The organism is Streptomyces sp. NPDC087440, assembly GCF_044744005.1.
In the GTDB taxonomy this organism is placed as follows: Bacteria; Actinomycetota; Actinomycetes; order Streptomycetales; family Streptomycetaceae; genus Streptomyces.
The window spans coordinates 131,362-156,612 of record NZ_JBIUXN010000005.1 but is presented as its reverse complement, the minus strand read 5'-3'; the positions used below and the strand labels follow the sequence as shown (position 1 = coordinate 156,612).

Genomic DNA, 25,251 nt, shown 5'->3' with positions numbered 1-25,251 from the left:
GTCGCCGGTGCCTCCGGGGTGCGGCCCTGGACGGAAGCCGGTGCCTCCCGTGTGCGGCCGTGGACGGAACGGGAGGCCTCCGCGCGGGGGCCTCCCGTCCATCTGCTCATCAGGACTTCTCGACCACCTTGCGTACGTTCTCCACGCTGCCGCAGTCGTCCTTCAGGTACTCCTCGCGCGCGCTCACGAAGGCCTGGCCGAGTTCCGCGCGGCGGGTGTCGGCGACGTTCTCGCGGGCGCCGTTGAGGATGGTGCGCTCCTCCTCGTCCAGGTGGTGCGTGACCGCCTCGACCAGCTCCTCCAGCTTCTCGTCCCAGTCGTCGGAGCCGACCTCCTCGACCTCGAGCAGCGCCAGCAGGGCCTCGTTGCCCTCCGTGTGCTCCTCGGAGCCGTGCTCGACCTCTTCGTCGTCGATGTGCTTGTAGCGCTTGAGGGCGGGGTACACCTCGTCCTCCTCCGCCTCCCCGTGCGCGACCAGCAGCGCCGAGAACTCCCGCAGCGCCCCGGCCCGGTCGTCCTCCACACTGCGCATCCGTCGCAGCAGTTCCTCCATGCGGCGGTGGTCGTCCAGGATCAGTTCCACCACGTCCTGCGACTGCTGTGCCATGGTCGTCTCCGTGTCGGTCGGCGGCATCATTCACACCCGGGTACCCCGTCCCGCGCCGATCCGCGCCTGCGACAGGGCCGAATGCGTGTACGCCTCTTCACCGCCCGCTCTTCAGAGCCCGCGTCTCACCGCCCGATCCACATCATCCGCGTCCCGCCGCCCGCTCCTCAGAGCCCGCCGAGGGTCTCCATCGCCTCGCGCTCCGTGCGGGCGACGTCCCGCAGGAGCGCCCCCGCCCGTACGAGGTCCCGCGCGTCGCCCGCCGTGCCCGCGGCCTCGACCAGTCCGGCCACCTCCGTCCACCGGGCGGCGGCCTCGGCGTACAGGCGCTGTCCGGTACGCAGGCGGCTGCCGCCGATCAGTTCGGCGGACTCGGCGAGGAAGTCCCGGTAGAGGTTGCGGAAGAGTGCGCCGCCGGTGCCCGCCCGCTCCATGAGGAGGGCCGCCCGGGGCAGGTCCGTACCGGGGTCGTCGGTGCGCTCCAGCCACTTCGGCACCTGCCGGGCGGCCTTCTCGATGCCCCGGTGGCCCAGGTTCGCGATGGGCGGGGCGAGGAAGGCCTCGGCGCAGGCCCGGATCGCGGGGACGATCCGCTCGCGCGGGGGCACCGGGGTGGTGGGCGCCGCGAGGGTGAAGGAACGGTTCCGGGCGGTCATGGGGCCGCGCTCGGCCCGGGCGCGGGCCAGGGAGTCGAGGCCGGTGGTGACGGCTCCGCCCTGCGGGGCGGTGTCCACCAGGTGGGCGCGCTCGTCGTCGTACCCGTACATCGCGACGACGTGCCCGCCGAAGTGGACCCGGGTGGTGAAGTGCTCCAGGTGGAAGCTGTCGAGCTGGAGGCCGACCGGGCGGCCCGCGTCGAGGGGGGCGGTGACGTTCTGCCAGGCCTTGCGGGCGGAGGTGGTCTCGGCCACCTGAAGGTCGAGACCGAGGGTGGCGGCGAGGTTGCGGGTCAGTTCGAAGGGCTTGACCCGGCCGCCCAGGAAGGGGAAACCCATGTTCTTGCTGTCCCAGTAGACAAAGGACAGGCCGGAGCCGAGCCCGAACAGCATGGGCTCGGAGAGGTCGATTCCCTCGTGGCGCAGCAGGACGCCGAGGGTGGTCGTCTCACAGTGCTGGGTGTCGCGGACGTCGATGTCCTTCACCATGCTCATGCCCATCATTCTCGCCGCTGCGGCCCGCTGCGGAAGGGGTGTGCGACGTCGGGGGTACGACGCGGCTTCCCGGGTACTGCGAGGGAAAGCCCCCCCCGCCGCACAGATGAGGAGCCCCCGTGGCAGTCCCCGACGAGCAGTCCGCCGCCCGGTCGTGGAGCGTGACCAGGTCGTCCGCCGCCGCCGAACTGCTGGCCGGGCTCCAGGTCGACGAACAGCGGCCCGAGCAGCCCGTGCTGCTGGACGAGGACGGGCGGCCCCCGCGGACCTGGCGGGAGAACTACCCGTACGACACGAAGCTGGGCCGCGCGGCCTACGAGCGGCAGAAGCGCATCCTCCAGATCGAGCTGCTGAAGCTCCAGAAGTGGGTGCGCGAGACCGGGCAGCGGGTCGTGGTGGTGTGCGAGGGGCGGGACGCGGCGGGCAAGGGCGGCACGATCAAGCGCTTCACCGAGCGGCTCAACCCGCGCGGGGCCCGTGTCGTGGCGCTGGACAAGCCCACCGACCGCGAGCGCGGCCAGTGGTACTTCCAGCGGTACATCACCCAGCTGCCCGCCGCCGGGGAGATCGTGTTCTTCGACCGGTCCTGGTACAACCGGGCCGGGGTCGAGCGCGTCATGGGCTTCTGCACGACCGACGAGTACCAGCACTTCTACGCGCAGGCGCCGGTCTTCGAGCGGATGCTGGTCGACGACGGGTTCGTGCTGGTGAAGTTCTGGTTCTCGGTGTCGCAGGGCGAGCAGCGCACCCGGTTCGCGATCCGGCAGGTCGATCCCGTACGGCAGTGGAAGCTGTCCCCGACCGACCTCCAGTCGCTGGATTTGTGGGACGCGTACACGGCGGCGAAGGTCGACATGTTCCGCACCACCGACACCGAGCACGCGCCGTGGACGGTGGTGAAGAACAACGACAAGCGGCGGGGTCGGATCGAGGCGATGCGGCACCTGCTGCTGCGCTGCGACTACACCGCCAGGGACGCGGCGGCGATCGGCTCGGCCGACCCCCGGATCATCGGCGCCGCCGACACGCTCCTGGAGTCCGGCGAGGAACCGACCACGCTGTCCCCGACCCCCCTGCTCTCGCAGGCGGACGGGCCCGGCCGGCACCCGGAGGTCGGGGAGTAGTCGCCTCAGGCGGCGGCGCGGAGCCTGGCCTCGGCCAGGGCCTGCTTGACCTCGCGGGCGACGCGGGCGGCGTCATCGGGGTTGTTCACCACGTCGGTGCAGGTCATGTCCACGACGAGGACCTCGCTGGCCGCGTAGTGCTGGTGCACCCAGTCGTCGTAGCCGGACCACAGGGTGCGGTAGTACTCGACGAGGCTCTCGTCCTGCTCGAAGTCGCGGCCGCGCAGTCCGATGCGGTGCAGCACGGTCGCGAAGTCCGCCTTGAGGTAGACCATGAGGTCGGGGGCCTTGCGGTACGGCAGCCCTTCGATCTCGCGCATCATCTCGTCCAGCAGGCCCTCGTACACCTGCATTTCGAGGGCGGTGATCCGGCCCAGGTCGTGGTTGACCTTGGCGAAGTACCAGTCCTCGTAGATGGAGCGGTCCAGGACGCTGTCGCCCGTCTTGTACGCCTCCTTGATCGCGGCGAACCGGGTCTGGAGGAAGTAGAGCTGGAGGAGGAAGGGGTAGCGCTTGGCCTCGATCTCCTCGGGGCTCGCCGTGTAGAAGAGCGGGAGGATGGGGTTGTCGTCGACGCTCTCGTAGAAGACGTCGCTGCCCAGCTCCTTGGCGATCAGCTCGGCGACGCTCGTCTTGCCGATCCCGATCATGCCACCGACGCAGATCACTGCCATTCCTCGCTTCTCCCCGGGGGTCTTCACATACGCGGCCGCTGTGCGCGGCCGGGTGGGCTGGGCGTCCCACACCGCGGGGACGCGGGCCGGCGGGCCGCTTTCTTCCCCAGGGTTTCGCTCGTTCACCGTGCCGTGGCCGCTGTGCGGTCCGTCTCGGCGACGGGTCGCTGCCCCGCGACCGCCATGAAGCATAGACGACGCCTTGGCCATGGCTTGCCCGCGCGGGCGGGGGCCCTGTTCGCGTACGGGGCCGCCCCCGGCCTCGTACGCAGGTCGCCCCGGCCTCGTACACAGGCCGTCCCCGCGCTCGTACGCCCTCGCGAAAGGGGCCCGGATGGGGTGGTGGCGCGACCCCCCTGTTCCCTGTACGGGACAACTGGCTTAAGTTCAGGGGCACTTGCCGCTCGCCGTTGCCGAAGGCGGGCCGGGGCCGGGGTGGGAGGGACCGCACAGTGGTGATGGACGGTGAGGAATGGGGTGAGCGGGCCAGGTGCCTGACCCTCGATCCGGACGACCTGTTCGTGGAGGGGGCTGCCCAGAACCGCGCCAAGGCGGCGTGCGGAGGCTGTCCGGTGCGTACGGAGTGCCTGGCGCACGCGCTGGACCGCCGCATCGAGCACGGCATCTGGGGCGGCATGACCGAGCGCGAACGCCGCGCCCTGCTGCGCCGCCGCCCCCTCGTGACCTCCTGGCAGGGCCTGCTGGAGGCGGCCCGCCGCGAGCACGAGCAGGCTCGCGGCGGGGAGGGCGGGGCGTCGCGGGCGGGCTGACGCCCGGGCGGTTCAGTTGTGCCGGATCAGGGTCTCCACCAGCCCCGGCCTGGTCTGCGGGAAGTCCAGCGGGACGATGCCCAGGCCGCGCCAGCCGTCCGCCTCCGGGCGGTCGAGCAGGGCGTGCACCTGGGGGTTGAGGCGGTCGGAGTTCCAGCGGGGCGGGAGTCCGGCGGCGGTGCTGACGAAGTTCAGGTACTGCTTGCCCGGCTGGGCGGCCGCCTTCCGGAACTGGGCCTCGATCTTGCGGTACTTGGCGAAGGGCTCGGCCTGGTAGTCGTCCTGGATGTCGAAGACCGAGGAGTCGCCCCAGCGGATGCCGCCGGGCAGCCCGCCGTTGTCCGCGAGCAGGACGACCCGGCCGCGCGCCTGTCCCAGGGCGGGCAGGGCGTCGGCGATCAGGAACAGCGAGCGCCACCCCCGGCGGTCGAGGTAGTCCGCGAAGAGGGCCCCGAACTGTGCGTCGGAGACCTCCGAGTACTCCTGCTTCACCCGCATCAGCACCGTCTCCGAGGGGCGCGCGGCGAGGAAGTCGCGGCAGGCGCTCAGCACGTCGTCGAAGTTGAGGTGCTGGTAGAACGCGCCGTGGTGGATCGCGTACGAGCCCTCGAAAGCCCGGCAGCGTACGTCCAGGAAGCGTATGCCGGAGGTCAACTGCTGGGCCACGGTGGTGTTCTGGCACTCCACCCACGGCCCGCCGTACCGGGCGCCGGAGTCGTGCGTGCCGGGCAGGGTCAGGGTGCGCAGCGGCCGGGCGGAGTCGAGCCCCGCCATCCAGTCCTGCGTGCCGAGGGCCCGGGACGCCCGGCCGGCGGCCCGGCCGCGGACCGTACCGGCCCAGGCCGATGCCGTACCGGCCTGGGCGAGGACTCCGGCGGCGGAGAGGGCCGCCGCGCCCTTGAGGAACCCGCGTCGATCCATGCGCAACTCGTCTCCCTGGTGTCGCAGTGGCCACAGGCGCGCATCGAAACACATCTGAGGGCCCGTCAACCAGGGTGCGTACCGGGTCCGTCCCCCGCTGGCGGCCGTCCCGCTCCCCCCGCAGACTGGACCGCATGGCCACAGAAAAGGGCACGGGCACGGCCCGCGGCCGCCGCAGCGCCGGACTCCTCCTCTTCCGCCGCACCCACACCGCCGGGCACCCGGACGTCGAGGTTCTCCTCGGGCACATGGGCGGCCCGTTCTGGGCCCACCGCGAGCAGGCCGCCTGGTCGGTGCCCAAGGGCGAGTACGGGCCCGAGGAGGAACCGGCGGCGGCCGCCCGCCGGGAGTTCCAGGAGGAGCTGGGGCTGCCCGTACCGGAGGGAACGTGGCTGCCGCTGGGCGAGGTGCGCCAGAACAACGGGAAGACGGTCGTCGTCTGGGCGCTGGAGGCGGACCTCGACCCGGCGACCGCGGTGCCGGGGACGTTCGTCATGGAGTGGCCGCGCGGGTCCGGCGTGCAGCGGGAGTTCCCGGAGCTGGACCGGTTCGCCTGGTGCACGCCCGAGGAGGCGGCGGAGCGACTGGTGTCGGGCCAGGCGGCCTTCGTCGACCGCCTGCGGGCACGGCTGCGGGAGACGGCCGGGCCGTAGCACCTGCCGACCCCCGGCGGCATGCGGTCGGCGAAGATGTGGGGAGGCCGTACGTCCGTACCGCCCACCCGCCCGTGCAAGGAGCGTCCGCGCAGATGCCTCAATCCGGTTCCGGTTCCCGGTCGAGACCGCCGACGATCTCCGACGTCGCCCAGGCCGCCGGGGTGTCCCGGACCACGGTCTCGCACGCCCTGAACGGCATCGGGAAGGTCGACCCGCGCACCCGGGAGCACGTCAGGAAGACCGCCGCCGACCTCGGGTACCGGCCCAATCTGCGGGCCCAGCGGCTGCGGCGCGGTGAGGCGAAGGCCATCGCGCTCGCCTCCTCGATGCCGTTCGCGGTGGCGGGCGGGCCCTCGCGGCTCGGGTTCTACATGGAGGTCGCGGCGGCCGCCGCCGAGAGTGCGCTGCTGCACGGCTACGCGCTGGTCCTCGTACCGCCCGTGCAGTCGACGTCGGCCCTGTACTCGGTGGACATCGACGGGGCGATCGTCGTGGAACCGGACGTGGACGACGCCGCCGCCGCGCAACTGCGCGAGCGGAACCTGCCGTACGTGGCGCTGGGGCGGCCGGTGTCGGCGGACGAGGAGGTTCCGTACGTGGACCTGCACGGCGGCCGGGTCACCGAGCTGCTGCTGACGCATCTGCACGAGCAGGGGGCCCGGCGGCCCGCGCTGATCGTGGGGTCCGGCTCACGGCACTCCTCCGTCGACGCGCTCGCGGCGTACGAGCGGGTCTGCGCGCGGTACGGGTGGGAGCCGGTGGTGGCGCACGCCCCGGAGGAGGGCGGCGAGGACGCCGGTTACGAGAGCTGCGCCGCGCTGCTGGCCGCGCATCCGGACCTGGACGCGGTCTGCGCCATGGTGGACGCGTTCGCGGTCGGCGCGGTGCGGGCGGTGCGGGACAGCGGCCGGACCGTGCCGGGCGACGTCATGGTGGCCACCCGCTACGACGGGCTGCGCGCCCGCACCTGCGAGCCGCCGCTGACGGCCGTCGACCTGCACCTGGACCGCGCCGCGTCCGACGCGGTCGCCCTGCTCCTGAACCGGCTGCGCGGCGAACCCGCCACCGCCGCCGCGCTGCCGAAGGCGCCCGAGCCACGGGTGGTCGCCCGGGCTTCCACCCTGCGCTGAGCCCGGGCCCCGGCCCGCCTCACACCCCCGCGATGAGCACCACGCCCGACACCAGCGCGAACCCCAGCACGCACAGCCGCATGCGGCGGGCGTCGAGGCGGTCGTGGACCAGGCGGCTCAGCCAGGCGCCCACCGCGATCACCGGGATCAGGGCCGCCGCGAGGCCGAGGTCGGCGGGGCGGCCCTCGCCGGTCGCGAACAGCAGGGCGAGGGAGGCCACTTCGCCGACGAGGAAGCAGGCGGCGACCGTCGAGCGCAGTTCGGCGGGCGGTCGGTGCTGGTAGACGAGGGCGAGCGGCGGGCCGCCGACGCCGGTCGCGGTCTCCGTGAGTCCGGTGATCGCACCCGCCCCGACGTACGCCAGCCTGCCCGGTGTGAACGCGGGTGCGGCGAGGCTGACGACGGCGGCGAGCACCGTGGCGACGCCCACGAACAGGCCGATGCTCCGGTCCGGGATCAGCCAGAGCAGCGCCAGGCCGCCGGGCGTGGCGGCGAGCCTCGCCACGGTGACCCACCCCGCACCGCGCAGGTCCAGAGCGGCGCGCTCGCGCCAGGCGACGTACACATTGAGCGGGATCATCGCGGCCAGGACGAACGTCGGGAGCAGCCCGGGGTCGAGGATTCCGGCGACCGGCGCGACGATCAGGGCGAACCCGAGGCCGCTGCCGCCCTGGACGAACGCGGCGACGGCCACCGTGGCGGCGAGGACGATCAGTGCTTCGGTGCTCACAGGGCTCGGCTCCGCTCGCGGGCGGCCGTGGACGTGGGGTGCACGCGCGTGATGGGCGACTTCCCGACGGCCGCCCGGGCCAGCCGTTTCGCCTGCTGTACGAGTGCGGGGGCGTCCCAGCCGGTCGGTTCGCCGTGCCACATGCGCAGCCGTCCGGCGACGTACACGCCCGTGATCTGGTCCCGGTTCCCCCGGCGTACGAGTTCCCAGGGGACGTCCCAGGAGAGGGCGAGTTCGGGGGTGGTGACGTCCACGAGGAGGAAGTCGGCGGCGAGTCCGGGGGCGATTCTTCCGGTACGTGTGCCCAGCCCGACCGCGTCGGCTCCGCCTGCGGTGGCGTGCTCCAGCCAGGTCCAGCCCGCGCCGCACGACGAGTCGCCGGTGGCCAGCCCGTAGGCGAGGCGCTGGGCGAACTCGGCTGCCTCGGCGAGCCGGAAGCCGTCGCCCCGGGTGCCGTCGGTGCCGAGCCCGAAGCGGATGCCGCGCTCGGCCATGGCGGTGGCGGGGGCGACGGCGTTGCCCTTCCAGGCGCTCGCGACGGGGTTGTAGCTGACGGCGGTTCCGGTGTCGGCGAGCAGGGTCAGCTCGTGCGGGGTGAGCAACGTGGCGTGTGCGGCGAGGAGTTGGGGCCCGAGGGCGCCGATGCGGTGGAGGTGTTCCAGGGGGCGCAGTCCGTGGCGTACGAGAGAACGCTCGACGCCCGCCAGGTGCTCGTTGACGTGGATCTGCACGACCGCCCCCGCTTCGGCGGCGAGGCGGGCGGTGGCGTGGAGCGTGGCGGAGGTGGCCGCCTCGGGGATGGAGACGGCGAGGGAGGGGTGGATCAGGGGTTCCTCCGCGAACCGGGCGAGGTGCTTTTCGGCTGCTTCGAGGACGGGGCCGCCGGGTGGGGTGTTCCGGTGGTCGCCCTCGGGGGCGTCGTTGCAGACGAGGCCCAGGACACAGCGGATTCCGGCGTCGCGCGCGGCCGAGGCGACCACGCCGACGTCGACGGCGGCGCGGGTACCGGCGTCGGCGACGGTGGTGAAGCCGCCGCGCAGCGCCTCCAGGGCCGCCAACTTGGCTGCCACGTACGCCGATTCCTCGTCCAGGGCGCCTTCCAGCGGGACCCAGACCCGGCGGAAGATCTCGGACGGTTCCCCGAAGGCGAGCGCCGAGCCGAAGCTCTGGGTCAGATGGTGGTGGGCGTCCACGAAGCCGGGCATGAGGAGGTGGCCGGGCAGCCGTACGGCGTCGAGCTCCGGATGGGTGCGCCGTACGTCGTCGTACGGGCCGACCGCGCGGAACACCCCGTCGGCGACGACGACCGCGTGCCCCTCGGCGGGCCCCTCGGGCAGCAGTACCGCGTCGGGCACCAGGAGGTGCGGGCCGGGGCCGCTGAGCCGGTCGGGAGCGGGGGCCGGGGCGAGGGAGTTCATCGGGCGCCTTCCGTGGGGGTGGGGTGGGTGGGGGTCCGGCCCGTGGCGAAGCGCGGCCGGACGTGGTGGAAGAGGATGTTGAGCACGGCGGCGACGAACGCGCCGACGGCGACGCCGCTTTCGAGGAGGATGCGGAGGTTCGGCGGGAAGCCCGCGTACACACCGGGCACGAGGATCGGCAGCAGGCCCAGTGCGAGGGCCACGGCGCAGACGAAGGTGCTGGTGTGCCGGTCGAGGTCGGAGCGGCCCAGCATCTGCACGCCGAGGACCGTGATCACCGCGAAGACGACCATGGCCGTGCCGCCGACGACCGCGGAGGGGACGACGCTGATCGCCCGGGTGACGGGGGCGCAGAAGCCGATGGCGATCAGGACCACGCCCGCGGCGGCGGTGACGTAACGGCTGCGGACTCCGGTGACGCGGACGATGCCGATGTTCTCGCCGCTGGTGACCATCAGCGGCAGTCCGAAGAAGCCGCCGAAGAGGGAGGTCAGGGCGTCGCCGCGGACGGTCCGGGGGACGGCGTCGCGGGGGTCGATCTCCTTGCCGACGGCCTCCGCGTTGATGACGGTCTGGCCGGTGGCCTCCGCCATCGAGGCGAGGCTGTAGAGCATCAGCGGCAGTGCGGCCACCAGGTTGAACTGCGGGGAGCCGAACGGCATCAGCTCCGGGAGCGTGAGCAGGCCCCCGTCGGCCGCCCCGCCGAAGTCGATGTGGCCGAGGGCGGCGGCCAGCACGGTCCCCGCCAGGAGGCCGAGCATGACGGCCAACTGCCGCAGCAGGCCGGTGAAGAGGAGGTAGAAGACGACGGTGAAGCCGATGGTCGCCATGCCCAGCAGGAGGTTCGTCGGGTTGGCGAAGCCGGGTTCGCCGGGGCGGCCGGTGACGAGCACCGCACCGACCTTCACCAGGTTGACGCCGACGATGACGATCATCGTGCCGATGACCAGCGCCGGGAAGAACCTCAGCAGGCGGGAGAAGACCGGCAGGACCACGAAGCAGAAGGCGGCGGTGAGGACGACCGCGCCGGTGGCGGTGCGGATGCCGTGCTGTTCGGCGATGGCGAGGAAGAGGATCAGCGGCGCACCGCCCGGCAGCATCACGAACGGCAGCCGGGGCCCGAACTTCCACGGCCCGAGCGACTGGATCAGCGATCCGACGCCGGAGAGGACAAAGGCGGCCGAGAGGAGATTGACGGTCAGTCCGGGGTCGAGCCGCAGGGTCGCGCTCATCAGGAAGATCGCCGAGATGGGGGTGGCCGCCATGACCAGGACGTGCTGGATCCCGAAGAGCACGATCCGGGCAAGGGGACGGGACTCGTCCACGGGGTGGGTGGTCGGTGTCTCGGGGGGTTCCGTCCGGGAGGTCTCCGACGGCGAGGGGGCCGCCGGTGGTGGTGCTTGCGTGCCTGGCGAGTGCGGGTGATGACGGGACACGATCGGCTCCGTTCGGGCATGGGACATGCGCGGGCATCAGCGGCGTTCCGGCCCTGGACGGAGGGCCAAATCGATTCGGCCAAATCGATTTGGCCGTCAGTATGCGAGGACCTCAGGACCACCGTCAAGAGGTGCTGCGGCCGACCGGCGCGTCAGGCGGTCGGGTGCACGGACACGGGCACGGGCCCGGCCCCGGGCACCCTCACGGGCTCAGCGTCTCGTCGAAGAAGTCGGCGATGTGGGCCAGTACGCGGTCGCGGTCCGACCCCGGAAGCCCCATGGCGACATGGGTGCTGAAGCCGTCGAGCAAGGCACGGACGCGGGTGGCGATGCGCTCGGCGTCCACGGCGCGCAACTCGCCCCGGGACGCGCCCTCGACCAGGAGGGCGACCAGGTCGCGGTGCCAGGACAGTTCGATGTCCAGGAGCCGGTCGCGGGCGGTGTCGTCGAGGGAGCGGGCCCGGTTCCACAGCTCCAGCCACAGCGTCCAGTGGGGATCACGGGGCGCCTGGGGAACGTACAGCCGCACGAAGGCGTCGAGCCGCTCCCGTACGGGAATCTGCCGGGCCAGCGCCTGGCGGCGCTCCACGCCGAGCTGCTCCTCGCTCCATTCCAGGGTGCGCAGCAGGAGTTCGTCCTTGGAGCGGAAGTAGTAGAGCAGGTGACCGCTGCTCATGCCGACCTCCCGCCCGAGCCCGGCCATGGTCAGCCTGTCCAGTCCGCCGTCGGCGATGGCGGCCATGGCAGCGGCGAACACGGTCTCACGGGGCGGCGCGGCTTTGCGGCGGCGGGGGGCGGGACCGGGCTGGGGGGCGGTCGGGGGGTCGGCAGGGTCGTTCTTCACCCGTACGTTCTACCTGATCCGGTGCACGTCCGATCCGGTCTGCCCGCCCGATCCGGCCCGGAAGGGCCTCCGGCTGCGGCCGCTCGCCGCCCCGCCGCGCTGCGCACACGGACCCGACAGCCGTGTTGCGCCCGGTGATTGACGTGCTGAAGCGACCCGTGCTGCGCGGGGGGGGGGGGGGGGGGGGGGGGGGGGGGGGGGGGGGGGGGGGGGGGGGGGGGGGGGCGGGGGGGGGGGGGGGGGGGGGGGGGGGCGGGGTGGGGGGGGCCTCGGGGTGGGGCCGCTCGCCGCCCCGCCGCGGTGCGCACACGGACCCGACAGCGGTGTTGGCCCGGTTTTTTTCGGTGCTTAAGCGACCCGTGCTGCGCTGCCCCCCCCCCCCCCCCCCCGCACCAATATTTACGCAACCATCGACGGGTCCGGCCAATGGGGTACGTCCGGCAGGCCCGGGCCGAAGCCCAACACCCGTGGGTGCTCGCGAAGACCTGCCGGACACCACAACCCGAAAGGACGGGCCGACCTGCGCATCGTAGGAGACGCACCGCGACGGCGGAAGCTCCGTGACCGCCAGCAGGCGCCGTCGGTCTTGTACTTGACGACCGGCGAGACGCTCCACGCCGCGTGCTCGTCGCGAGAGGACGGGGTGATGATCCGCCACGACACCGAGACACAGGCTCTGTACCGTCGCTACTGCCTCCCGTCGCGCCGCTACCTGAAGCTTGGCGGAGCGGTGCTTCGCATGGCGCGCGAGGAGTACGAACCGCTCGTCCATGCCCTGGCCCGTGATGCGAGGGCCGTTACCGACGACGAGCTCACCCTCCTCTTCGAGGGCAGCTGGCGCGAGCGGCGCACGGCAGCATGGCTCGTTGCCGTCTCGTGCCGTGACCGCTACCGCGAGCGTCTGGGAGCACTGCTGCTGGAGAGCGAGGTCTGCTACGCGGGTGGAGCCTATTGCGCGGCGTTGGCGAACTTCGGCACCGCACGGGACGCCGACCTGCTCGCCGCCTACCTGGAGCGCTACTTGCGTCGGCCCGACCTTGCCTACGACCAGCCGACTGCCATGGGCGCCCTGGCGTACACCGACTCCGTCCTGCACAGCGACCGGGCCGGGCACTTCCTCCAGGAGGGCGGCCTGTGGCGGCAGTGGTTCCGGGACGCGCCCCACATGCAGGGCGATGACGGCATCTCCCCCTACGTGGATGGAATTCGCCTCGCCTGCGCCGTCATCGGCGAAGGCGCCGACAGCTGACACCATCGGCCGTGGCGAACGGGACGGTCCTCCTTCCGGAGCTGGCGCAAGCTCGGGTTCGGGGGGGCCTGGACAAGGGCTCGCAGCAATCGGCGACGCCGGGCGACGGTCCGTTCCGTGGCCCGCCCCGCCCCGCTCGAAGTCGAGTCCGTGCGGGTCAGAGGCAGGCGCCGCCGGTGTTCCTCAGGTCGCGGGCTGCTGCTGCGTGATGCAGTGGATGCCTCCCCCTCCCGCGAAGATCGTGCGGGCGTCGACCAGGACGACCTCGCGGTCGGGGAAGAGGCGGCGGAAGATCGCTGCGGCCTCCTCGTCGCGGGGGTCGTCGAAGGCGCACAGGACGACGCCGCCGTTGCAGAGGTAGTGGTTGATGTAGGAGTGGTCGAGCCAGTCGCCGTCCGCGTCCTTGACGCCTGCCGGGGCGGGGACCTCGATCACGGTCAGGGGGCGGCCCTTCGCGTCCGTTTCCGTGCGGAGCTGGGCCGCGATGGTCTTGCAGAGTTCGTGGTCGGGGTGGGCGGGGTCGGGCTGGGAGTGAACCAGGACCACGCCGGGGGCGGCGAACGCCGCGACGATGTCGACATGGCCGAGGGTGCCGTAGCCGTGGGGCGGGTAGTCGCCGGTGAGGCCGCGGGGCAGCCAGATGGCCTTGGTGGTGCCGAGCTTGGCGTGGATCTCGGCCTCGACCTGCTCGCGGGTCCAGCCGGGGTTGCGCTCGGGGCCGAGCTGGACGGTCTCGGTGAGCAGGACCGTGCCCTCGCCGTCGACGTGGAGGCCGCCGCCCTCGTTGACGAGGCGGGAGGGGAGGACGGGGACCGAGGCGAGGTCGGCGACCTGGGCGGCGATCTGGGAATCGTGCTTCCAGGAGGCCCACACCTGGGCGCCCCAGCCGTTGAACACCCAGTCCACGGCGGCCAGTTCACCGGTCTCGTCGTCCACGACAAAGGTCGGGCCGATGTCGCGCATCCAGGCGTCGTCGAGGTCGCGTACGACAAGATCGACGTCCTGTCCGAGGAGGGCGGCGGCACTTTCGGTGTCGCCCGGGGCCACCACCATCGTGACGGGTTCGAAGCGGCGCACCGCGCGGGCGACGGCGGCCCAGGCCTCGCGGGAGGCAGCGAGGTCGGCGGGGTCGTTGAAGGTGGTGTTGACGCTGGGCCAGGCCATCCAGGTGCGCTCGTGCGGGGTCCATTCGGCGGGCATGCGGAACATCGTGGCGTCCTTAAAGAGGCGTGAAGAGGTCAGAGGAAGTACAGGCGGTTGAGCGAAACGGAGTCGGCGGGCTCCGAGCGCAGCGGGTCGCCGTCCAGGGTGACCAGGCCGGTGCGCCCGTCGACGTCGACGGAGCCGGTACGGGAGTTGAGGAGCAGGTCGGCGGGGCCGATGCCCCGGGTGTTCCGGACGGCGACCCTGCGGCGGCGGGTCGGCATGGTGTCGTTGCCCTGGTCGAGGGCGGCCTGCGCGACGAAGGCGACGGAGAGGTCTGCGGGGGCCGCTCCGTGGGCGCCGAACAGCGGGCCGAGGACGAGGGGTTCGCAGGTGTCGGTGGCGGCGTTCGGGTCGCCCGTGACGCCGTACGCCGGGAAGCCCGACTTCAGGACCATCTGGGGCTTCGCACCGAAGGAGTTGGGCCGCCACAGCACGATGTCGGCCATCTTGCCGACCTCGACCGAGCCGACCTCGTGCGCGAGGCCGTGGGCGATGGCCGGGTTGATGGTCAGCTTGGCCATGTAACGCAGCACGCGGGCGTTGTCGTCGTCGCCCTCCGCGCCGCGTTCGGCCTTCATCTTCCCGGCGAGCTGGAAGGTGCGGCGTACGGTCTCGCCCGCGCGGCCCATGCCCTGGGCGTCGGAGGAGGTGATGCCGATGGCCCCGAGGTCGTGCAGGACGTCCTCGGCACCCATGGTTCCGGCGCGGATGCGGTCGCGGGCCATGGCGGCGTCGCCGGGCAGATCCGTCTTGAGGTCGTGTACGGAGACGATCATCCCGTAGTGCTCGGCGACGGCGTCCCGGCCGAAGGGGAGGGTGGGGTTGGTGGAGGAGCCGATGACGTTCGGGACTCCGGCCATCTTCAGGACGTTGGGGACGTGGCCGCCGCCGCAGCCCTCGATGTGGAAGGCGTGGATCGTACGGCCTTCGAGGACGCGCAGGGTGTCCTCGACGGACAGGCACTCGTTCAACCCGTCGCTGTGCAGGGCGACTTGGACGTCGTGCTCGTCGGCGACGCGCAAGGCGGTGTCCAGGGCGCGGGTGTGTGCGCCCATGTCCTCGTGGACCTTGAACCCGGAGGCCCCGCCCTCGGCGAGCGCTTCGACCAGCGGTGCGCCGTTCGAGGACGAACCCCGGGCGAGGAAGCCGATGTTGACGGGCCAGGCGTCGAAGGCGCTGAACGCGTGGCGCAGCGCCCACGGCGAGTTGACGCCGACGCCCCAGACCGGGCCGAACTCCTGGCCGATGATCGTGGTGACGCCGCTCGCGAGGGACGCCTCCATGATGCGGGGCGAGAGGAGGTGGACGTGAGTGTCGACGGCTCCGGCGGTCGCGATGAGCCCCTCGCCGGACACGATGGTGGTCCCGGTGCCGACGACGACGTCCACGCCGTCGAGGGTGTCGGGGTTCCCGGCCCGGCCGACGCCGGAGATGCGGCCCTCCCGGATGCCGATGGAGACCTTGCGGATGCCCTGCACGGCGTCGATCAGCAGGACGTTGCTGATCACCACGTCGCAGGTGTCGCGTACGGCGGCGGCCTTGAGGTGCAGTCCGTCGCGGGCGGTCTTCCCGAACCCGGCCAGGAACTCGTCACCCGGCAGCTGTGCGTCGGACTCCACCCGTACGACGAGCCCGGAGTCCCCCAGCCGCACCCGGTCCCCGGCCCGGGGGCCGTGCACGGCGGCGTACTCGTAGGGGGTGATGCCAGCGGTCATCGGTGCGCCTCCGTCGGACGGGGAGTGGATCGGTGGGGCGGAGAGGGTTGTACGGAGCCGTACGGTGCACGGCGGGCCGGCGGGCGGGTCACTCCGCGGCTCCGAGGTAGCCGCACGCCGCCGCCCTCCGCAGGGCCTCCTCCTTCGCGCCCGGCGCGTCGAGGGGGCCGTCGACCAGCCCGGCGAAGCCGATCGCGACGCGGTCGCCGCCGATCGGGACCAGGCCCACCTCGGCGCTCTCGCCGGGGCCGAAGCGGAAGGAGGAGCCCGCGGGGACGGCCAGATGCATGCCGTACGCGGCGGCGCGAGGGAAGTCCAGGCGGGGGTTCGCCTCGAAGAAGTGGAAGTGCGAGGTGACCGAGACCGGTACGTCGGCGGTGTTGCGCACGGTGATACGCACCGTCGCGGCCGGGTCCTCGTAACCGGGCCCCGGCAGCAGCGCTCCGGGGGCGTCGTCGCCGAGCGTGCCGCCGCCGAAGGGGTCGCTGACGACGGCCAGCCGCGAGCCGTCGTCGAAGACGGCCTCGACGTGGACCTCGGTGACCACGTCGGCCACCCCGGGCAGGACGTCGTCCGGTCCGAGCACGCTGCGGGCCGCCGCGATGGCCTCTGCGAGCCGCCGCCCGTCGCGTGCCGCCTCGCAGACGGTGTCGGCGACGAGGGCGGTCGCCTCGGGCACGTTGAGCCGCAGCCCGCGCGCCCGGCGGGCCCGGGCGAGCTCGGCCGCCCCGAAGAGCAGCAGCCGGTCACGTTCGGTCGGGGTCAGTCGCACGCCGTCACTCCTCCACGTACACGTACTGTTTAGAACGGCACTCTAAACAGAAAGTGGGCGGTCAGGGAAGCTCCGCAGTGCGTGGGCGCGTCCGACGCGGTGTGAGTGAGCGCCGGTATTTGATCAACACTCAATCGGTCATCCCCGCGCCGGTGCGGTCGTGCGGGCCTGCTCCCGCAGCGGCAGGCCCGCGCGGTGCAGGCTCCGGAGCGCCTGGCCGTAGGACGCGACGAGGGTGGTCTGGAGGTAGGCGACCCCCAGGCCCTCGCAGTACCGGCGCACGATCAGCTGCGCCTGGCGCAGGTTCGGCGAGGGCATGCTCGGGAAGAGGTGGTGCTCGATCTGGTAGTTCAGCCCGCCCAGCGCCACGTCGGTGAACCAATTGCCGTGCACGTTGCGGGAGGTGAGGACCTGGCGGCGCAGGAAGTCGGGGCGGTCGTCGCCGGTGAGCGTCGGCATGCCCTTGTGGTTCGGGGCGAAGATGGCACCCAGGTAGACGCCGAACAGGCACTGGTGCACGACGAGGAAGAGGACGGCCTTGCCCGGCGGGAGCACCAGGAACAGCGCCCCGAGGTAGGCCACGAAGTGCGCGACCAGGAGCGCGCCCTCGGTCCAGCGCCGCTTGAGCGAACGGTCCGCCAGCGCCCGTATCCCCGAGACGTGCAGGTTGATGCCCTCCAGGGTCAGCAGGGGGAAGAAGAGGTACGCCTGCACCCGGCCGATCAGGCGCGGCACCCGGCCGGTCGCCGCCCGGGCCTGGGCCTGGCTCCAGACGAGGATGTCGGGGACCACGTCGGGGTCGAGGTCCTCGTGGTTGGGGTTCGCGTGGTGGCGGTTGTGCTTGTCCTGCCACCAGCCGTAACCCATTCCGATCCCGACGTTGGCGGCCAGCCGCCCGAGCAGGGCGCTCGACCGGCTGCGCCGGAAGACCTGACGGTGGCCCACATCGTGTGCCACGAGGGCGACTTGACCGAATACGACAGCGAGGAACGCGCCGACGGCGAGGGTCCACCAGCTGTCGCCGACGGACACGAAGGCCAGCCAGCCGGCCACGTAGGCGAGCAGGACCAGCGCCATGCGCACGCCGTAGTAGAAGGGGCGGCGGCGCATCAGACCGGCGTCCTTGATCTGCCGGGCGAGCCGGGCGAAGTCGCTCCCGGTGCCTGTGCGCGGGGGCGGGGGACTGCTGCGGACGGTGGACATGGTGCCTCGCTTCCCGGTTCCGGCCCGGGGGACGGACGCGCGGAACTGCGCGCGCACGCCGGGGTTCGGGCGGAACGGTAGGGCCGGAAATCGGCCGGGACGGAATCCGTCACGCCGCGGTGGCGGCATGGGGAGCGGATCGGGCCCGCACGGCGCCGTCACGTCCGTCGCAGGGGGGTGCGCGTCGCGGAGACGGGGTACGGACGCCCGTGCTCCTCCCCGCTGCCGGAGAAGGAAGCAGCCGAGGGCCGGGGCATCCTGGCCCCACGCTACACAGGGCCACATAAGCGCAGCGTTCCGCCGAACGCGGCTCCACGAAGCGGGAGTTGACCACGGGGCCACTGACGTCAGGCCCTCGCGGCGGAGGCGGCGGGACGTCCGGACGTCGCACCCCGGCGTCGGCCGCCTGCCGGTGATGGGACCCGGCAGGCAGCCAGAGATGGGGCGGGCAGGCGGGCGCGTGCCCCCTATCCCGCGCCCCACACGATGGCGCACCTCACACCACTTCCCTGTCCGATCGGTCAGAACTGACCGATCGGACAGTTACCGTGGACGCATGGCACGCCCTGCGTCCGCGATGCGCGGAGACATCCTTCGGTCAGCCCTGCGCCTGTTCGCCGTGAACGGGTTCGGCGGCACGTCCCTGCACGCCATCGCGGCCGACGCGGGCTGCTCCAAGGCCTCGCTGATCTACCACTTCAGCACCAAGGAAGCGATCCTCACCGAGCTGCTCACCCCGGCGGGCGAAGGACTGGCTGCCCTGGACGCGCGCCTGGGCGCCCTGTCCGGCGAGGAGCGGGTGGCGGCGGCCGTCACCGGATACGTGGACCTCGCCCTGCGCTACCGGCGCGAGGTGAAGATCCTCTTCGAGGACACGCCCACCATGATCTGCAACCCCGCCCTGGGCGACATCCCGGCCCTGGGCGAGCGCCTCGTCGTCGCCATGAGCGGCGGCTCGACAGAGCCCAGACGGATCGTCGCCGCGCACATGGTGCTCGGGGCGGTCTTCGTCACCTGTGCCGGGGAGGTCGACGTACCGGACGAGGTGCTGCGCGACGAGTTGATCGCCGGTGCACTTCGGACGCTCGCCCCCGAGGCCCTCCAGTAGGGCCCGCGCCGGACGCCCCCACCCCGTACCCCCTCCGCACCGCAGGCCCTCCGTACCGAACCAGGAGACACACCCTCCGCATGGCATCCCTCCTCTACCGGCTCGGCCGGTTCTCCTTCCGTCGCCGGGGGCGCATAGCCGCCGGCTGGCTGGTTCTGCTCGCTCTGCTCGGCACGCTGGCCCTGCTCTTCCAGGGGCCGACGACCGACAAGTTCACCATGCCCGGCACCGAGTCCCAGCGTGCCCTGACCTCGCTCAAGGAGGAGTTCCCCGAGGCGAGCGGGACCACCGGCACGATCGTGGTGGCCGCGCCCGAGGGCGAGAAGCTGACCCCGGCCCGCGTCGCTCCGATCGTGCGCGAGGCCAAGGACGTGCCCGGCGCGCTCGGCGCCATCGACCCCTTCCAGGCCAAGGCCCTCACCCCCGACCTCCGCTACGCCCTGGTCCAGGTGCAGTTCGACAAGAGCGCCGAGGACGTCACGGACGACGAGCGCGCCGCCTTCGAAAAGGCCGGGTCGAGCGCCAAGGGGCTCACCGTCGAGCACGGCGGCGAGGTCATGACCGCCAAGGTCGAGGTGGGCTCGACCGAGGCGATCGGCGTCGCCGTCGCGGCCGTCGTCCTCGTCGTCACCTTCGGCTCACTCGTCGCCGCCGGAATGACCCTGCTGAACGCCCTGATCGGCGTCGGCGCGGGCATGGCCGGGCTGTTCGCGCTGAGCAGCACCGTCGAGCTGACCAGCACCGCACCCATCCTGGCGCTGATGCTGGGGCTGGCCGTCGGCATCGACTACTCCCTCTTCATCACCTCCCGCTACCGCCAGTACCTCGCCGAGGGCCTGGACGGCGAGGAGGCCGTCGGCCGGGCCACCGGAACCGCGGGCTCCGCCGTCGTCTTCGCGGGTGCGACCGTCGTCATCGCGCTGGTCGGCCTGTCGGTCGTCGGGATTCCGTTCCTGAGCGTCATGGGCCTGGCCGCCGCCGGAACCGTCCTGGTCGCCGTGCTCGTCGCCCTCACCCTGCTGCCCGCCGCCCTCGGCTTCGCGGGCGAGAAGGTGCTGCCGCGCCGTCTGCGCACGGGGCAGCCGGTCACCGCGAAGAACGAGAAGAAGGAGCCGTTCGGCTTCCGCTGGGGGCGTCTGGTCGCCAAGCTGCGCATCCCGCTGCTGGTCGTCGGCATCGCGGGCCTGGGCGCGCTCGCCCTCCCCGTCCAGGACATGCGGCTCGCGCTGCCCGACGCGGGCACGGCCGCCGAGGGCTCCCCCGCCCGCACGGCGTACGACCTGACCAGCGAGGGCTTCGGCCCCGGCTTCAACGGGCGGCTGCTCGCGGTGGTCACCTCCAACGACCCTGCGCAGACCAAGACGGCCACCGCGCAGGCCGCCGGGATCATCAACGACACCCCCGGCGTCCTGACCGTCGCCCAGCCGCAGTTCAACAAGGCGGGCACCACCGCCCTGATCCCCGTCATCCCGAAGGCCGGTCCCACCGACGTGGCCACCGAGAACGCGGTCCACGCCATCCGTGACCGCGTCGAACAGGTCAAGGGCGTCGACATCGCGCTGACCGGCGTCACCGCGCTCGGCATCGACGTCTCCGAGAAGCTGTCGGACGCGATGCCGGTCTATCTCGGGCTCGTCGTGGGCCTGTCGGTGCTGCTGCTGATGCTGGTGTTCCGCTCGGTGCTGGTGCCGCTGAAGGCGGCGCTGGGCTTCCTGCTGACCGTCGGCGCGACCTTCGGCATCACGGTCGCCATCTTCCAGCAGGGCCACCTGGCTGACCTCGTGGGCATCGACACGCCGGGCCCGCTGGTCAGCTTCCTGCCGATCCTGCTCATCGGCATCCTCTTCGGCCTGGCCATGGACTACGAGGTCTTCCTCGTCTCCCGGATGCGCGAGGACTTCGTGCACGGCACGCCCGCCAAGGAGGCCGTGGTCGGCGGCGTCGGCCACAACGCCCGGGTGGTGACCGCCGCCGCGCTGATCATGACGGCGGTGTTCGGCGGGTTCGTGCTGCTCGACGACCCGATCATCAAGTCGATCGGCTTCGCTCTGGCGGTGGGCGTCGTCGTGGACGCGTTCGTCGTACGGATGACGCTCGTCCCCGCGATCATGACGCTGCTGGGCCGCGCCGCCTGGTGGCTGCCGCGACCGCTCCAGAAGGCCCTGCCGGACCTCGACATCGAGGGCGCGAGCCTGGACACGACGACCGGCGATGCGGGCAAGGACAGCAAGGACAAGGACGGCACGGGCAAGGACGGCACGGGCAAGGAGCGCGACTCGGCGCAGGTCTGACCCGTACGGCTTCCGCATACGTACGTGTACGGCGCCCCGGCCCCCGGTCCCCCACCGGCGGCCGGGGCGCCGTCGTACCAACGCCGGTCCGGACCGACGCCGACCCGGACCAACCCCGACCCGCACGCCACCTACGGCAGGACCACCGCCCGCAGCCCGTACCCCAGTTCCGAGCCGTCCACCAGCAGCGCCTCGACCGCCGGTGTCGTGGCGTCGATGTCCGCGACGAGACCGCCGCCCGCATAGCGCGGATAGCCGGACGCACCGGTCTCGCCGGTGGGTGCGACCACCTCCGCGCGGACGGCCGTCTCCTGCACGGTGGCGGGGTGGCCCTCGACGTGCTCGGGCACCAGGTAGATCGTGAAGCTCTCGGTTGCCATGCCTGCAAGGTAGACGCTCAGGTCGCCGTGCGCTCCCGCAGCGTGCGGTGCCACGCCGGAGCAGTCTCCTCCGGTTCGGCAGGAGAGGGATGCCCGCCCCGGGCGAAGAAGTCGGCCAGCGGCAGGATCGCCGCGCCGACGGTCACCGCGTCGGGGCCCAGCGTGCCGAGGCTGACGGTGACCAGGCTCGCCGGGTAGCTCAGTGCGTACGAGGTGGCGTGGGCCCGCACCAGGTCCAGGAAGCGGGCGCCGAGCTGGAGGCCCGCCCAGCCGCCGACCAGGATGCGTTCGGGCTGGAAGAGGTTGATCAGGTCGGAGAACCCGGCGCCGAGGTACTCGGCGGTCTCCTCCAGCACGGCGAGGGCCGTGGCGTCGGGCTCCGCGGCGGCGGGGGTGCCGTCCTCGTCCGGCGGCGGATAGGCGGCGGCGAGCATCGCGGTGAGCGCGGTCTCCTCGTCGGCCCCGGCCGGGGGCCGCCCGCCCGCCTCCGCCCAGCGGTCCAGGAGCGCTTCGGCCCCGGCGTACGCCTCCAGGCAGCCCAGCGCGCCGCACCGGCACCGGCGGCCCTTGACCCGTACCGTCAGATGACCCCACTCCAGGCCGCGCCCGGGACTCACCTCGTCGGTGACCACGCACGCGCCGACGCCGGAGCCGAAGAGCACCACGACCGCGTCCCGGGCGCCGCGCCCCGCGCCGAACCACATCTCGGCCTGGCCGAGGGTCTTGGCCCCGTTGTCGATGAAGTACGGGACGGATTCCGGGAGTTGGACCGTCTCGCGGAGCAGCTTCTCCAGCGGGACGGCGTCCCAGCCGACGGTCTGGCCGTGCACGACCGCGCCGCCCGCGGGGGTGCCCGCGACGATGCCGGGGACGCCGATGCCGACGCCGAGGAGGAGTTCGGGGGCGATGGCGGCGCCGGCGAGGACCTCGGTGATGCCGTCGCGCAGGTGGGCGACGACCACGTTCACGTCGTAGCGGTCGGTGCGGCGAGGGCCGCCCGCCTCCAACGGCCGCTCCACGCGGGCAAGTTCGGCGAGGGAGAGGTCGAACAGCTCGATCCTGATGCGGGTTTCGCCGACGTCGACGCCGATGAGATAGCCGCTGTCCGGCGCGATGCGCAGCAGGATGCGCGGGCGGCCGCCCGCGGAGTCCACGCTACCCGCCTCCTCCACCAGGCCGTCGGCGACCAGTTCGGCGACCACGTTGCTGACGGAGCCCGAACTCAGGCCGGTGGCCGGGCCGAGCGCGAACCGGCTCATCGGCCCGTCGAAATACAACCGTTGCAGAACCGCGGTCCGGTTCGCCCGCCGCAGGTCACGCACCGTGCGTCCACCACTCGCCATCGCCGTTCCCCCCATGTTTTCGAAACCTGTCCGCAACATACCTCTGCCACAGCCCTTGACGCGACTTTCCCTTGAGGTTTAACTCACACCATAAATTAAGCCGTGTGGGGCTTCAGAAGGTGAACGCGGAACGTTCAACTCCCCTCCCCCGCAGGCGACTTCAGCCTCTTCGAAAGGCCCTGGAGCCATGCCCAGAATCAGAGCCGCAGCCGTCGGTGCCCTCACGCTCTCGCTCGCCCTGTCCGCCACGGCCTGCGGCGGGGGATCGAACGGCGGCGGGTCCAACGAGCAGCCCAAGACCCTTACGTACTGGGCCTCCAACCAGGGCGCGAGCATCGAGGTCGACAAGAAGGTCCTCCAGCCCGAACTCGACAAGTTCGAGAAGCAGACCGGCATCAAGGTCAAGCTGGAGGTCGTCCCCTGGGCCGACCTGCTCAACCGCATCCTCACGGCGACGACGTCCGGCCAGGGCCCGGACGTCCTCAACATCGGCAACACCTGGACCGCCTCCCTCCAGGCCGGCGGCGCACTGCTCGACTGGGACGACGCCACCTTCCAGAAGATCGGCGGCAAGGACCGCTACGTCGCCTCCGCGCTCGGCTCCACGGGCGTCGAGGGCAAGCCCCCGGCCGCGGTGCCGCTGTACTCGATGGCGTACGCGCTCTACTACAACAAGAAGCTGTTCCAGGAGGCGGGCATCGCCAAGCCGCCCACCACCTGGGCGGAGGTGGTGGAGGCCGGGAAGAAGCTGAAGGCCAAGGGCAAGAACGGCATCGGCGTGGAGGGCTCCAACCTCTCCAACAACATCCACCAGATCTTTGTCCTCGGAAAGCAGCACGGCGCCGACTTCTTCACCCCCGACGGCAAGGCCGACTTCACCTCCGAGGGCGCTGTCGCCGCCGTCAAGCAGTACGTCGACCTGATGGCCGCCGACAAGATCGTGGCCCCGGGCAACGCCGAGTACGCGCAGAACCAGTCGCTGAGCGACTTCACCAAGGACAAGACCGGCATGGTGCTGTGGCAGACCGCCGCCGCCACCTTCAAGGCCCAGGGCATGGCCGACGACGCGTACGGCGTGGTCCCCGCCCCCGTCCAGTCCGGCACTCCGGGCACGGGCAAAAACGTCAACTCGATGGTCGCGGGCATCAACATGGCCGTCTTCAAGAACACCAAGAACACCGACGGCGCGCTGAAGTTCGTGAAGTTCATGGGCAGCGACGCGGAGCAGAAGATTCTCAACACGGCGTACGGGTCCATCCCGCCGGTGAAGGCCGCGCAGGACGACCCCGCGTTCAACGGGCCCGCCACCGCGCCGCTGCGCCAGACCCTGGCCACCAGTGCGGCGGCCCTGCCGCAGGTGCCCGAGGAGTCCCAGTTCGAGACGGTCGTCGGCACCGCCGTCAAGGAACTGTTCGCGGACGCGGCGGCGGGCCGGGCGGTCACCACCGAGTCCGTGAAGGCCAAGCTCGACAAGGCCCAGCAGCAGATGCCGAAGAAGTAGATACGGACACTCCCATGACCACCACCGCCGCCCCCGAAGCAGGCGGGCGGACGGTCCGTGCGAGCACCTCCGAAGCGCCGGCGCCCCGCGCGCCGCGCTTCGGGCGGCTGCGCCGCGTCGGACTGCCGTACCTGCTGCTGCTCCCCGCTCTGCTGCTGGAACTCCTGGTGCACCTGGTGCCGATGGTGATCGGCATCGTCGTGAGCTTCAAGGAGCTCACCCAGTTCTTCATACGCAACTGGGGCACCGCCCCCTGGGCCGGGCTCGACAACTACGGCGTCTCAATCGACTTCGACGCCCCCGTCGGCAAGGCCCTGCTCGCCTCCTTCCTCACCACCTGCCTCTTCACCGTCCTGTCGGTCGGCCTGTGCTGGCTGCTGGGCGTGACGGCCGCGATCTTCCTCCAGGAGAACTTCCGGGGGCGCGGACTGCTCCGCACGATCTTCCTGGTGCCGTACGCCCTGCCCGTGTACGCCGCCGTCATCACCTGGGCGTTCATGTTCCAGCGGGACAACGGGCTGGTCAACGGCGTGCTGAGCGATCTCGGCATCACCGACGGCAGCTCGTTCTGGCTGATCGGCGACAACGCCTTCGTCACCCTGCTCGTCGTGTCGGTGTGGAAGGGCTGGCCGTTCGCCTTCCTGATGCTGATGGCCGGGCTCCAGAACATCCCGCGCGACCTGTACGAGGCCGCCTCGCTGGACGGGGCCGGGATCTGGCAGCAGATCCGGCGGATCACGCTGCCCTCGCTGGCGCCGGTGAACCAGGTCCTCGTACTGGTCCTGTTCCTGTGGACCTTCAACGACTTCAACACGCCGTTCGTGCTGTTCGGGAAGGCCGCGCCCGAGTCGGCGGACCTGATCTCGCTGCACATCTACCAGTCCTCGTTCCAGACCTGGAACTTCGGCACGGGCTCGGCCATGTCGGTCCTGCTGCTGCTGTTCCTGCTGCTCGTGACCGGGGTCTATCTGGCGGTCACCTCCCGAGGAAGGAAGGCCTGAAATGCCCGGACGCACTCCACG

The 25,251-nt window shown here is 72.0% G+C and carries 23 protein-coding genes; 9 read left to right on the top strand and 14 right to left on the bottom strand.

Going from position 1 to position 25,251, the window contains the following annotated elements; all coding sequences use genetic code 11:
• Nucleotides 1-109 precede the first annotated feature (109 nt).
• On the bottom strand, nt 110-607 hold the full coding sequence (locus ACIO3O_RS13565; protein ID WP_401745030.1) for a hemerythrin domain-containing protein: 498 nt from the start codon (nt 605-607) through the stop codon (nt 110-112).
• Nucleotides 608-774: 167 nt separating this feature from the next.
• Nucleotides 775-1,758, bottom strand: coding sequence for a BtrH N-terminal domain-containing protein (locus ACIO3O_RS13560; protein ID WP_401745029.1), 984 nt, complete (start codon nt 1,756-1,758; stop codon nt 775-777).
• Nucleotides 1,759-1,919: 161 nt separating this feature from the next.
• Between ACIO3O_RS13560 and ppk2 the strand changes: the two genes are divergently transcribed.
• A complete protein-coding gene (gene ppk2, locus ACIO3O_RS13555) occupies nt 1,920-2,882 on the top strand; it encodes a polyphosphate kinase 2 (RefSeq protein ID WP_401745254.1) in 963 nt (320 codons plus the stop codon).
• A gap of 5 nt (nt 2,883-2,887) precedes the next feature.
• Here ppk2 and ACIO3O_RS13550 read toward each other — a convergent pair whose 3' ends face one another.
• The gene (locus ACIO3O_RS13550; protein ID WP_401745028.1) at nt 2,888-3,556 is read right to left on the bottom strand and encodes a deoxynucleoside kinase; all 669 of its coding nucleotides are present in this window, start codon (nt 3,554-3,556) and stop codon (nt 2,888-2,890) included.
• Nucleotides 3,557-4,014: 458 nt separating this feature from the next.
• Here ACIO3O_RS13550 and ACIO3O_RS13545 point away from each other — a divergent pair, with 458 nt between their 5' ends.
• Nucleotides 4,015-4,326 carry a WhiB family transcriptional regulator gene (locus ACIO3O_RS13545; protein WP_401745027.1) on the top strand — a complete coding sequence of 104 codons (312 nt, stop codon included), beginning with the start codon at nt 4,015-4,017 and terminating at the stop codon, nt 4,324-4,326.
• Nucleotides 4,327-4,338: 12 nt separating this feature from the next.
• Here ACIO3O_RS13545 and ACIO3O_RS13540 read toward each other — a convergent pair whose 3' ends face one another.
• A complete protein-coding gene (locus ACIO3O_RS13540) occupies nt 4,339-5,247 on the bottom strand; it encodes a phosphatidylinositol-specific phospholipase C (protein ID WP_401745026.1) in 909 nt (302 codons plus the stop codon).
• Between the two features lie 134 nt (nt 5,248-5,381).
• On the opposite strand from ACIO3O_RS13540, the gene ACIO3O_RS13535 reads away from it, so the two are divergent.
• Both ACIO3O_RS13535 and ACIO3O_RS13530 read left to right on the top strand, forming a co-directional pair.
• Nucleotides 5,382-5,900, top strand: a complete 519-nt coding sequence (locus ACIO3O_RS13535) for an NUDIX domain-containing protein (protein WP_401745025.1) — start codon at nt 5,382-5,384, stop codon at nt 5,898-5,900.
• A gap of 95 nt (nt 5,901-5,995) precedes the next feature.
• Complete coding sequence (locus ACIO3O_RS13530) at nt 5,996-7,033, top strand: substrate-binding domain-containing protein (RefSeq protein WP_401745024.1); 1,038 nt, start codon at nt 5,996-5,998, stop codon at nt 7,031-7,033.
• Between the two features lie 19 nt (nt 7,034-7,052).
• Here ACIO3O_RS13530 and ACIO3O_RS13525 read toward each other — a convergent pair whose 3' ends face one another.
• The 4 genes from ACIO3O_RS13525 to ACIO3O_RS13510 form a co-directional block, all read right to left on the bottom strand.
• Complete coding sequence (locus ACIO3O_RS13525; RefSeq protein WP_401745023.1) at nt 7,053-7,763, bottom strand: TSUP family transporter; 711 nt, start codon at nt 7,761-7,763, stop codon at nt 7,053-7,055.
• On the bottom strand, nt 7,760-9,181 hold the full coding sequence (locus ACIO3O_RS13520; protein ID WP_401745022.1) for an amidohydrolase family protein: 1,422 nt from the start codon (nt 9,179-9,181) through the stop codon (nt 7,760-7,762). Before ACIO3O_RS13520 ends, ACIO3O_RS13525 begins: the two co-directional genes overlap by 4 nt.
• Nucleotides 9,178-10,506: a uracil-xanthine permease family protein gene (locus ACIO3O_RS13515; protein WP_401745021.1), complete on the bottom strand. Its 1,329-nt coding sequence runs from the start codon at nt 10,504-10,506 to the stop codon at nt 9,178-9,180. Before ACIO3O_RS13515 ends, ACIO3O_RS13520 begins: the two co-directional genes overlap by 4 nt.
• A 313-nt stretch (nt 10,507-10,819) precedes the next feature.
• A complete protein-coding gene (locus ACIO3O_RS13510; RefSeq protein WP_401745020.1) occupies nt 10,820-11,461 on the bottom strand; it encodes a TetR/AcrR family transcriptional regulator in 642 nt (213 codons plus the stop codon).
• A 646-nt stretch (nt 11,462-12,107) separates the two neighbouring features.
• On the opposite strand from ACIO3O_RS13510, the gene ACIO3O_RS13505 reads away from it, so the two are divergent.
• Nucleotides 12,108-12,710: a DUF6000 family protein gene (locus tag ACIO3O_RS13505; protein ID WP_401745252.1), complete on the top strand. Its 603-nt coding sequence runs from the start codon at nt 12,108-12,110 to the stop codon at nt 12,708-12,710.
• A gap of 183 nt (nt 12,711-12,893) precedes the next feature.
• Here ACIO3O_RS13505 and ACIO3O_RS13500 read toward each other — a convergent pair whose 3' ends face one another.
• The 4 genes from ACIO3O_RS13500 to ACIO3O_RS13485 all read right to left on the bottom strand — a co-directional run bounded on the left by ACIO3O_RS13500 (nt 12,894) and on the right by ACIO3O_RS13485 (nt 17,606).
• Entirely contained in the window at nt 12,894-13,919 is a 1,026-nt protein-coding gene (locus tag ACIO3O_RS13500; RefSeq protein ID WP_401745019.1) for an agmatine/peptidylarginine deiminase, read from the bottom strand.
• A 29-nt stretch (nt 13,920-13,948) separates the two neighbouring features.
• Nucleotides 13,949-15,631, bottom strand: coding sequence for an urease subunit alpha (locus ACIO3O_RS13495; protein WP_401745018.1), 1,683 nt, complete (start codon nt 15,629-15,631; stop codon nt 13,949-13,951).
• 88 nt (nt 15,632-15,719) lie between these two features.
• On the bottom strand, nt 15,720-16,403 hold the full coding sequence (ureA, locus tag ACIO3O_RS13490) for an urease subunit gamma (protein ID WP_401745017.1): 684 nt from the start codon (nt 16,401-16,403) through the stop codon (nt 15,720-15,722).
• Nucleotides 16,404-16,541: 138 nt separating this feature from the next.
• Nucleotides 16,542-17,606 (bottom strand): fatty acid desaturase family protein, encoded by a 1,065-nt coding sequence (locus tag ACIO3O_RS13485; protein ID WP_401745016.1) that lies wholly within the window; start codon nt 17,604-17,606, stop codon nt 16,542-16,544.
• A gap of 556 nt (nt 17,607-18,162) precedes the next feature.
• Between ACIO3O_RS13485 and ACIO3O_RS13480 the strand changes: the two genes are divergently transcribed.
• Nucleotides 18,163-18,714, top strand: coding sequence for a TetR/AcrR family transcriptional regulator (locus ACIO3O_RS13480; RefSeq protein WP_401745015.1), 552 nt, complete (start codon nt 18,163-18,165; stop codon nt 18,712-18,714).
• 80 nt (nt 18,715-18,794) lie between these two features.
• On the top strand, nt 18,795-21,005 hold the full coding sequence (locus ACIO3O_RS13475) for an MMPL family transporter (RefSeq protein WP_401745014.1): 2,211 nt from the start codon (nt 18,795-18,797) through the stop codon (nt 21,003-21,005).
• 131 nt (nt 21,006-21,136) lie between these two features.
• On the opposite strand, the gene ACIO3O_RS13470 is transcribed toward ACIO3O_RS13475, so the two are convergent.
• Complete coding sequence (locus ACIO3O_RS13470; protein WP_401745013.1) at nt 21,137-21,385, bottom strand: hypothetical protein; 249 nt, start codon at nt 21,383-21,385, stop codon at nt 21,137-21,139.
• Nucleotides 21,386-21,402: 17 nt separating this feature from the next.
• On the bottom strand, nt 21,403-22,728 hold the full coding sequence (locus ACIO3O_RS13465) for an ROK family protein (protein ID WP_401745012.1): 1,326 nt from the start codon (nt 22,726-22,728) through the stop codon (nt 21,403-21,405).
• A gap of 187 nt (nt 22,729-22,915) precedes the next feature.
• Between ACIO3O_RS13465 and ACIO3O_RS13460 the strand changes: the two genes are divergently transcribed.
• Both ACIO3O_RS13460 and ACIO3O_RS13455 read left to right on the top strand, forming a co-directional pair.
• Nucleotides 22,916-24,229: an ABC transporter substrate-binding protein gene (locus ACIO3O_RS13460; protein ID WP_401745011.1), complete on the top strand. Its 1,314-nt coding sequence runs from the start codon at nt 22,916-22,918 to the stop codon at nt 24,227-24,229.
• A gap of 14 nt (nt 24,230-24,243) precedes the next feature.
• Nucleotides 24,244-25,230: a carbohydrate ABC transporter permease gene (locus ACIO3O_RS13455; RefSeq protein WP_401745010.1), complete on the top strand. Its 987-nt coding sequence runs from the start codon at nt 24,244-24,246 to the stop codon at nt 25,228-25,230.
• The last annotated feature ends 21 nt before the right edge of the window (nt 25,231-25,251 follow it).

Bases quoted from the DNA above. Each gene is read 5' to 3' on its own strand.
- ACIO3O_RS13565 (WP_401745030.1), bottom strand. From the start codon at position 607: ATGGCACAGCAGTCGCAGGACGTGGTGGAACTGATCCTGGACGACCAC.
- ACIO3O_RS13560 (WP_401745029.1), bottom strand. From the start codon at position 1,758: ATGAGCATGGTGAAGGACATCGACGTCCGCGACACCCAGCACTGTGAG.
- ACIO3O_RS13550 (WP_401745028.1), bottom strand. From the start codon at position 3,556: ATGGCAGTGATCTGCGTCGGTGGCATGATCGGGATCGGCAAGACGAGC.
- ACIO3O_RS13545 (WP_401745027.1), top strand. From the start codon at position 4,015: ATGGACGGTGAGGAATGGGGTGAGCGGGCCAGGTGCCTGACCCTCGAT.
- ACIO3O_RS13540 (WP_401745026.1), bottom strand. From the start codon at position 5,247: ATGGATCGACGCGGGTTCCTCAAGGGCGCGGCGGCCCTCTCCGCCGCC.
- ACIO3O_RS13535 (WP_401745025.1), top strand. From the start codon at position 5,382: ATGGCCACAGAAAAGGGCACGGGCACGGCCCGCGGCCGCCGCAGCGCC.
- ACIO3O_RS13530 (WP_401745024.1), top strand. From the start codon at position 5,996: ATGCCTCAATCCGGTTCCGGTTCCCGGTCGAGACCGCCGACGATCTCC.
- ACIO3O_RS13520 (WP_401745022.1), bottom strand. From the start codon at position 9,181: ATGAACTCCCTCGCCCCGGCCCCCGCTCCCGACCGGCTCAGCGGCCCC.
- ACIO3O_RS13505 (WP_401745252.1), top strand. From the start codon at position 12,108: ATGATCCGCCACGACACCGAGACACAGGCTCTGTACCGTCGCTACTGC.
- ACIO3O_RS13500 (WP_401745019.1), bottom strand. From the start codon at position 13,919: ATGTTCCGCATGCCCGCCGAATGGACCCCGCACGAGCGCACCTGGATG.
- ACIO3O_RS13495 (WP_401745018.1), bottom strand. From the start codon at position 15,631: ATGACCGCTGGCATCACCCCCTACGAGTACGCCGCCGTGCACGGCCCC.
- ACIO3O_RS13485 (WP_401745016.1), bottom strand. From the start codon at position 17,606: ATGTCCACCGTCCGCAGCAGTCCCCCGCCCCCGCGCACAGGCACCGGG.
- ACIO3O_RS13480 (WP_401745015.1), top strand. From the start codon at position 18,163: ATGGCACGCCCTGCGTCCGCGATGCGCGGAGACATCCTTCGGTCAGCC.
- ACIO3O_RS13475 (WP_401745014.1), top strand. From the start codon at position 18,795: ATGGCATCCCTCCTCTACCGGCTCGGCCGGTTCTCCTTCCGTCGCCGG.
- ACIO3O_RS13470 (WP_401745013.1), bottom strand. From the start codon at position 21,385: ATGGCAACCGAGAGCTTCACGATCTACCTGGTGCCCGAGCACGTCGAG.
- ACIO3O_RS13465 (WP_401745012.1), bottom strand. From the start codon at position 22,728: ATGGCGAGTGGTGGACGCACGGTGCGTGACCTGCGGCGGGCGAACCGG.
- ACIO3O_RS13460 (WP_401745011.1), top strand. From the start codon at position 22,916: ATGCCCAGAATCAGAGCCGCAGCCGTCGGTGCCCTCACGCTCTCGCTC.
- ACIO3O_RS13455 (WP_401745010.1), top strand. From the start codon at position 24,244: ATGACCACCACCGCCGCCCCCGAAGCAGGCGGGCGGACGGTCCGTGCG.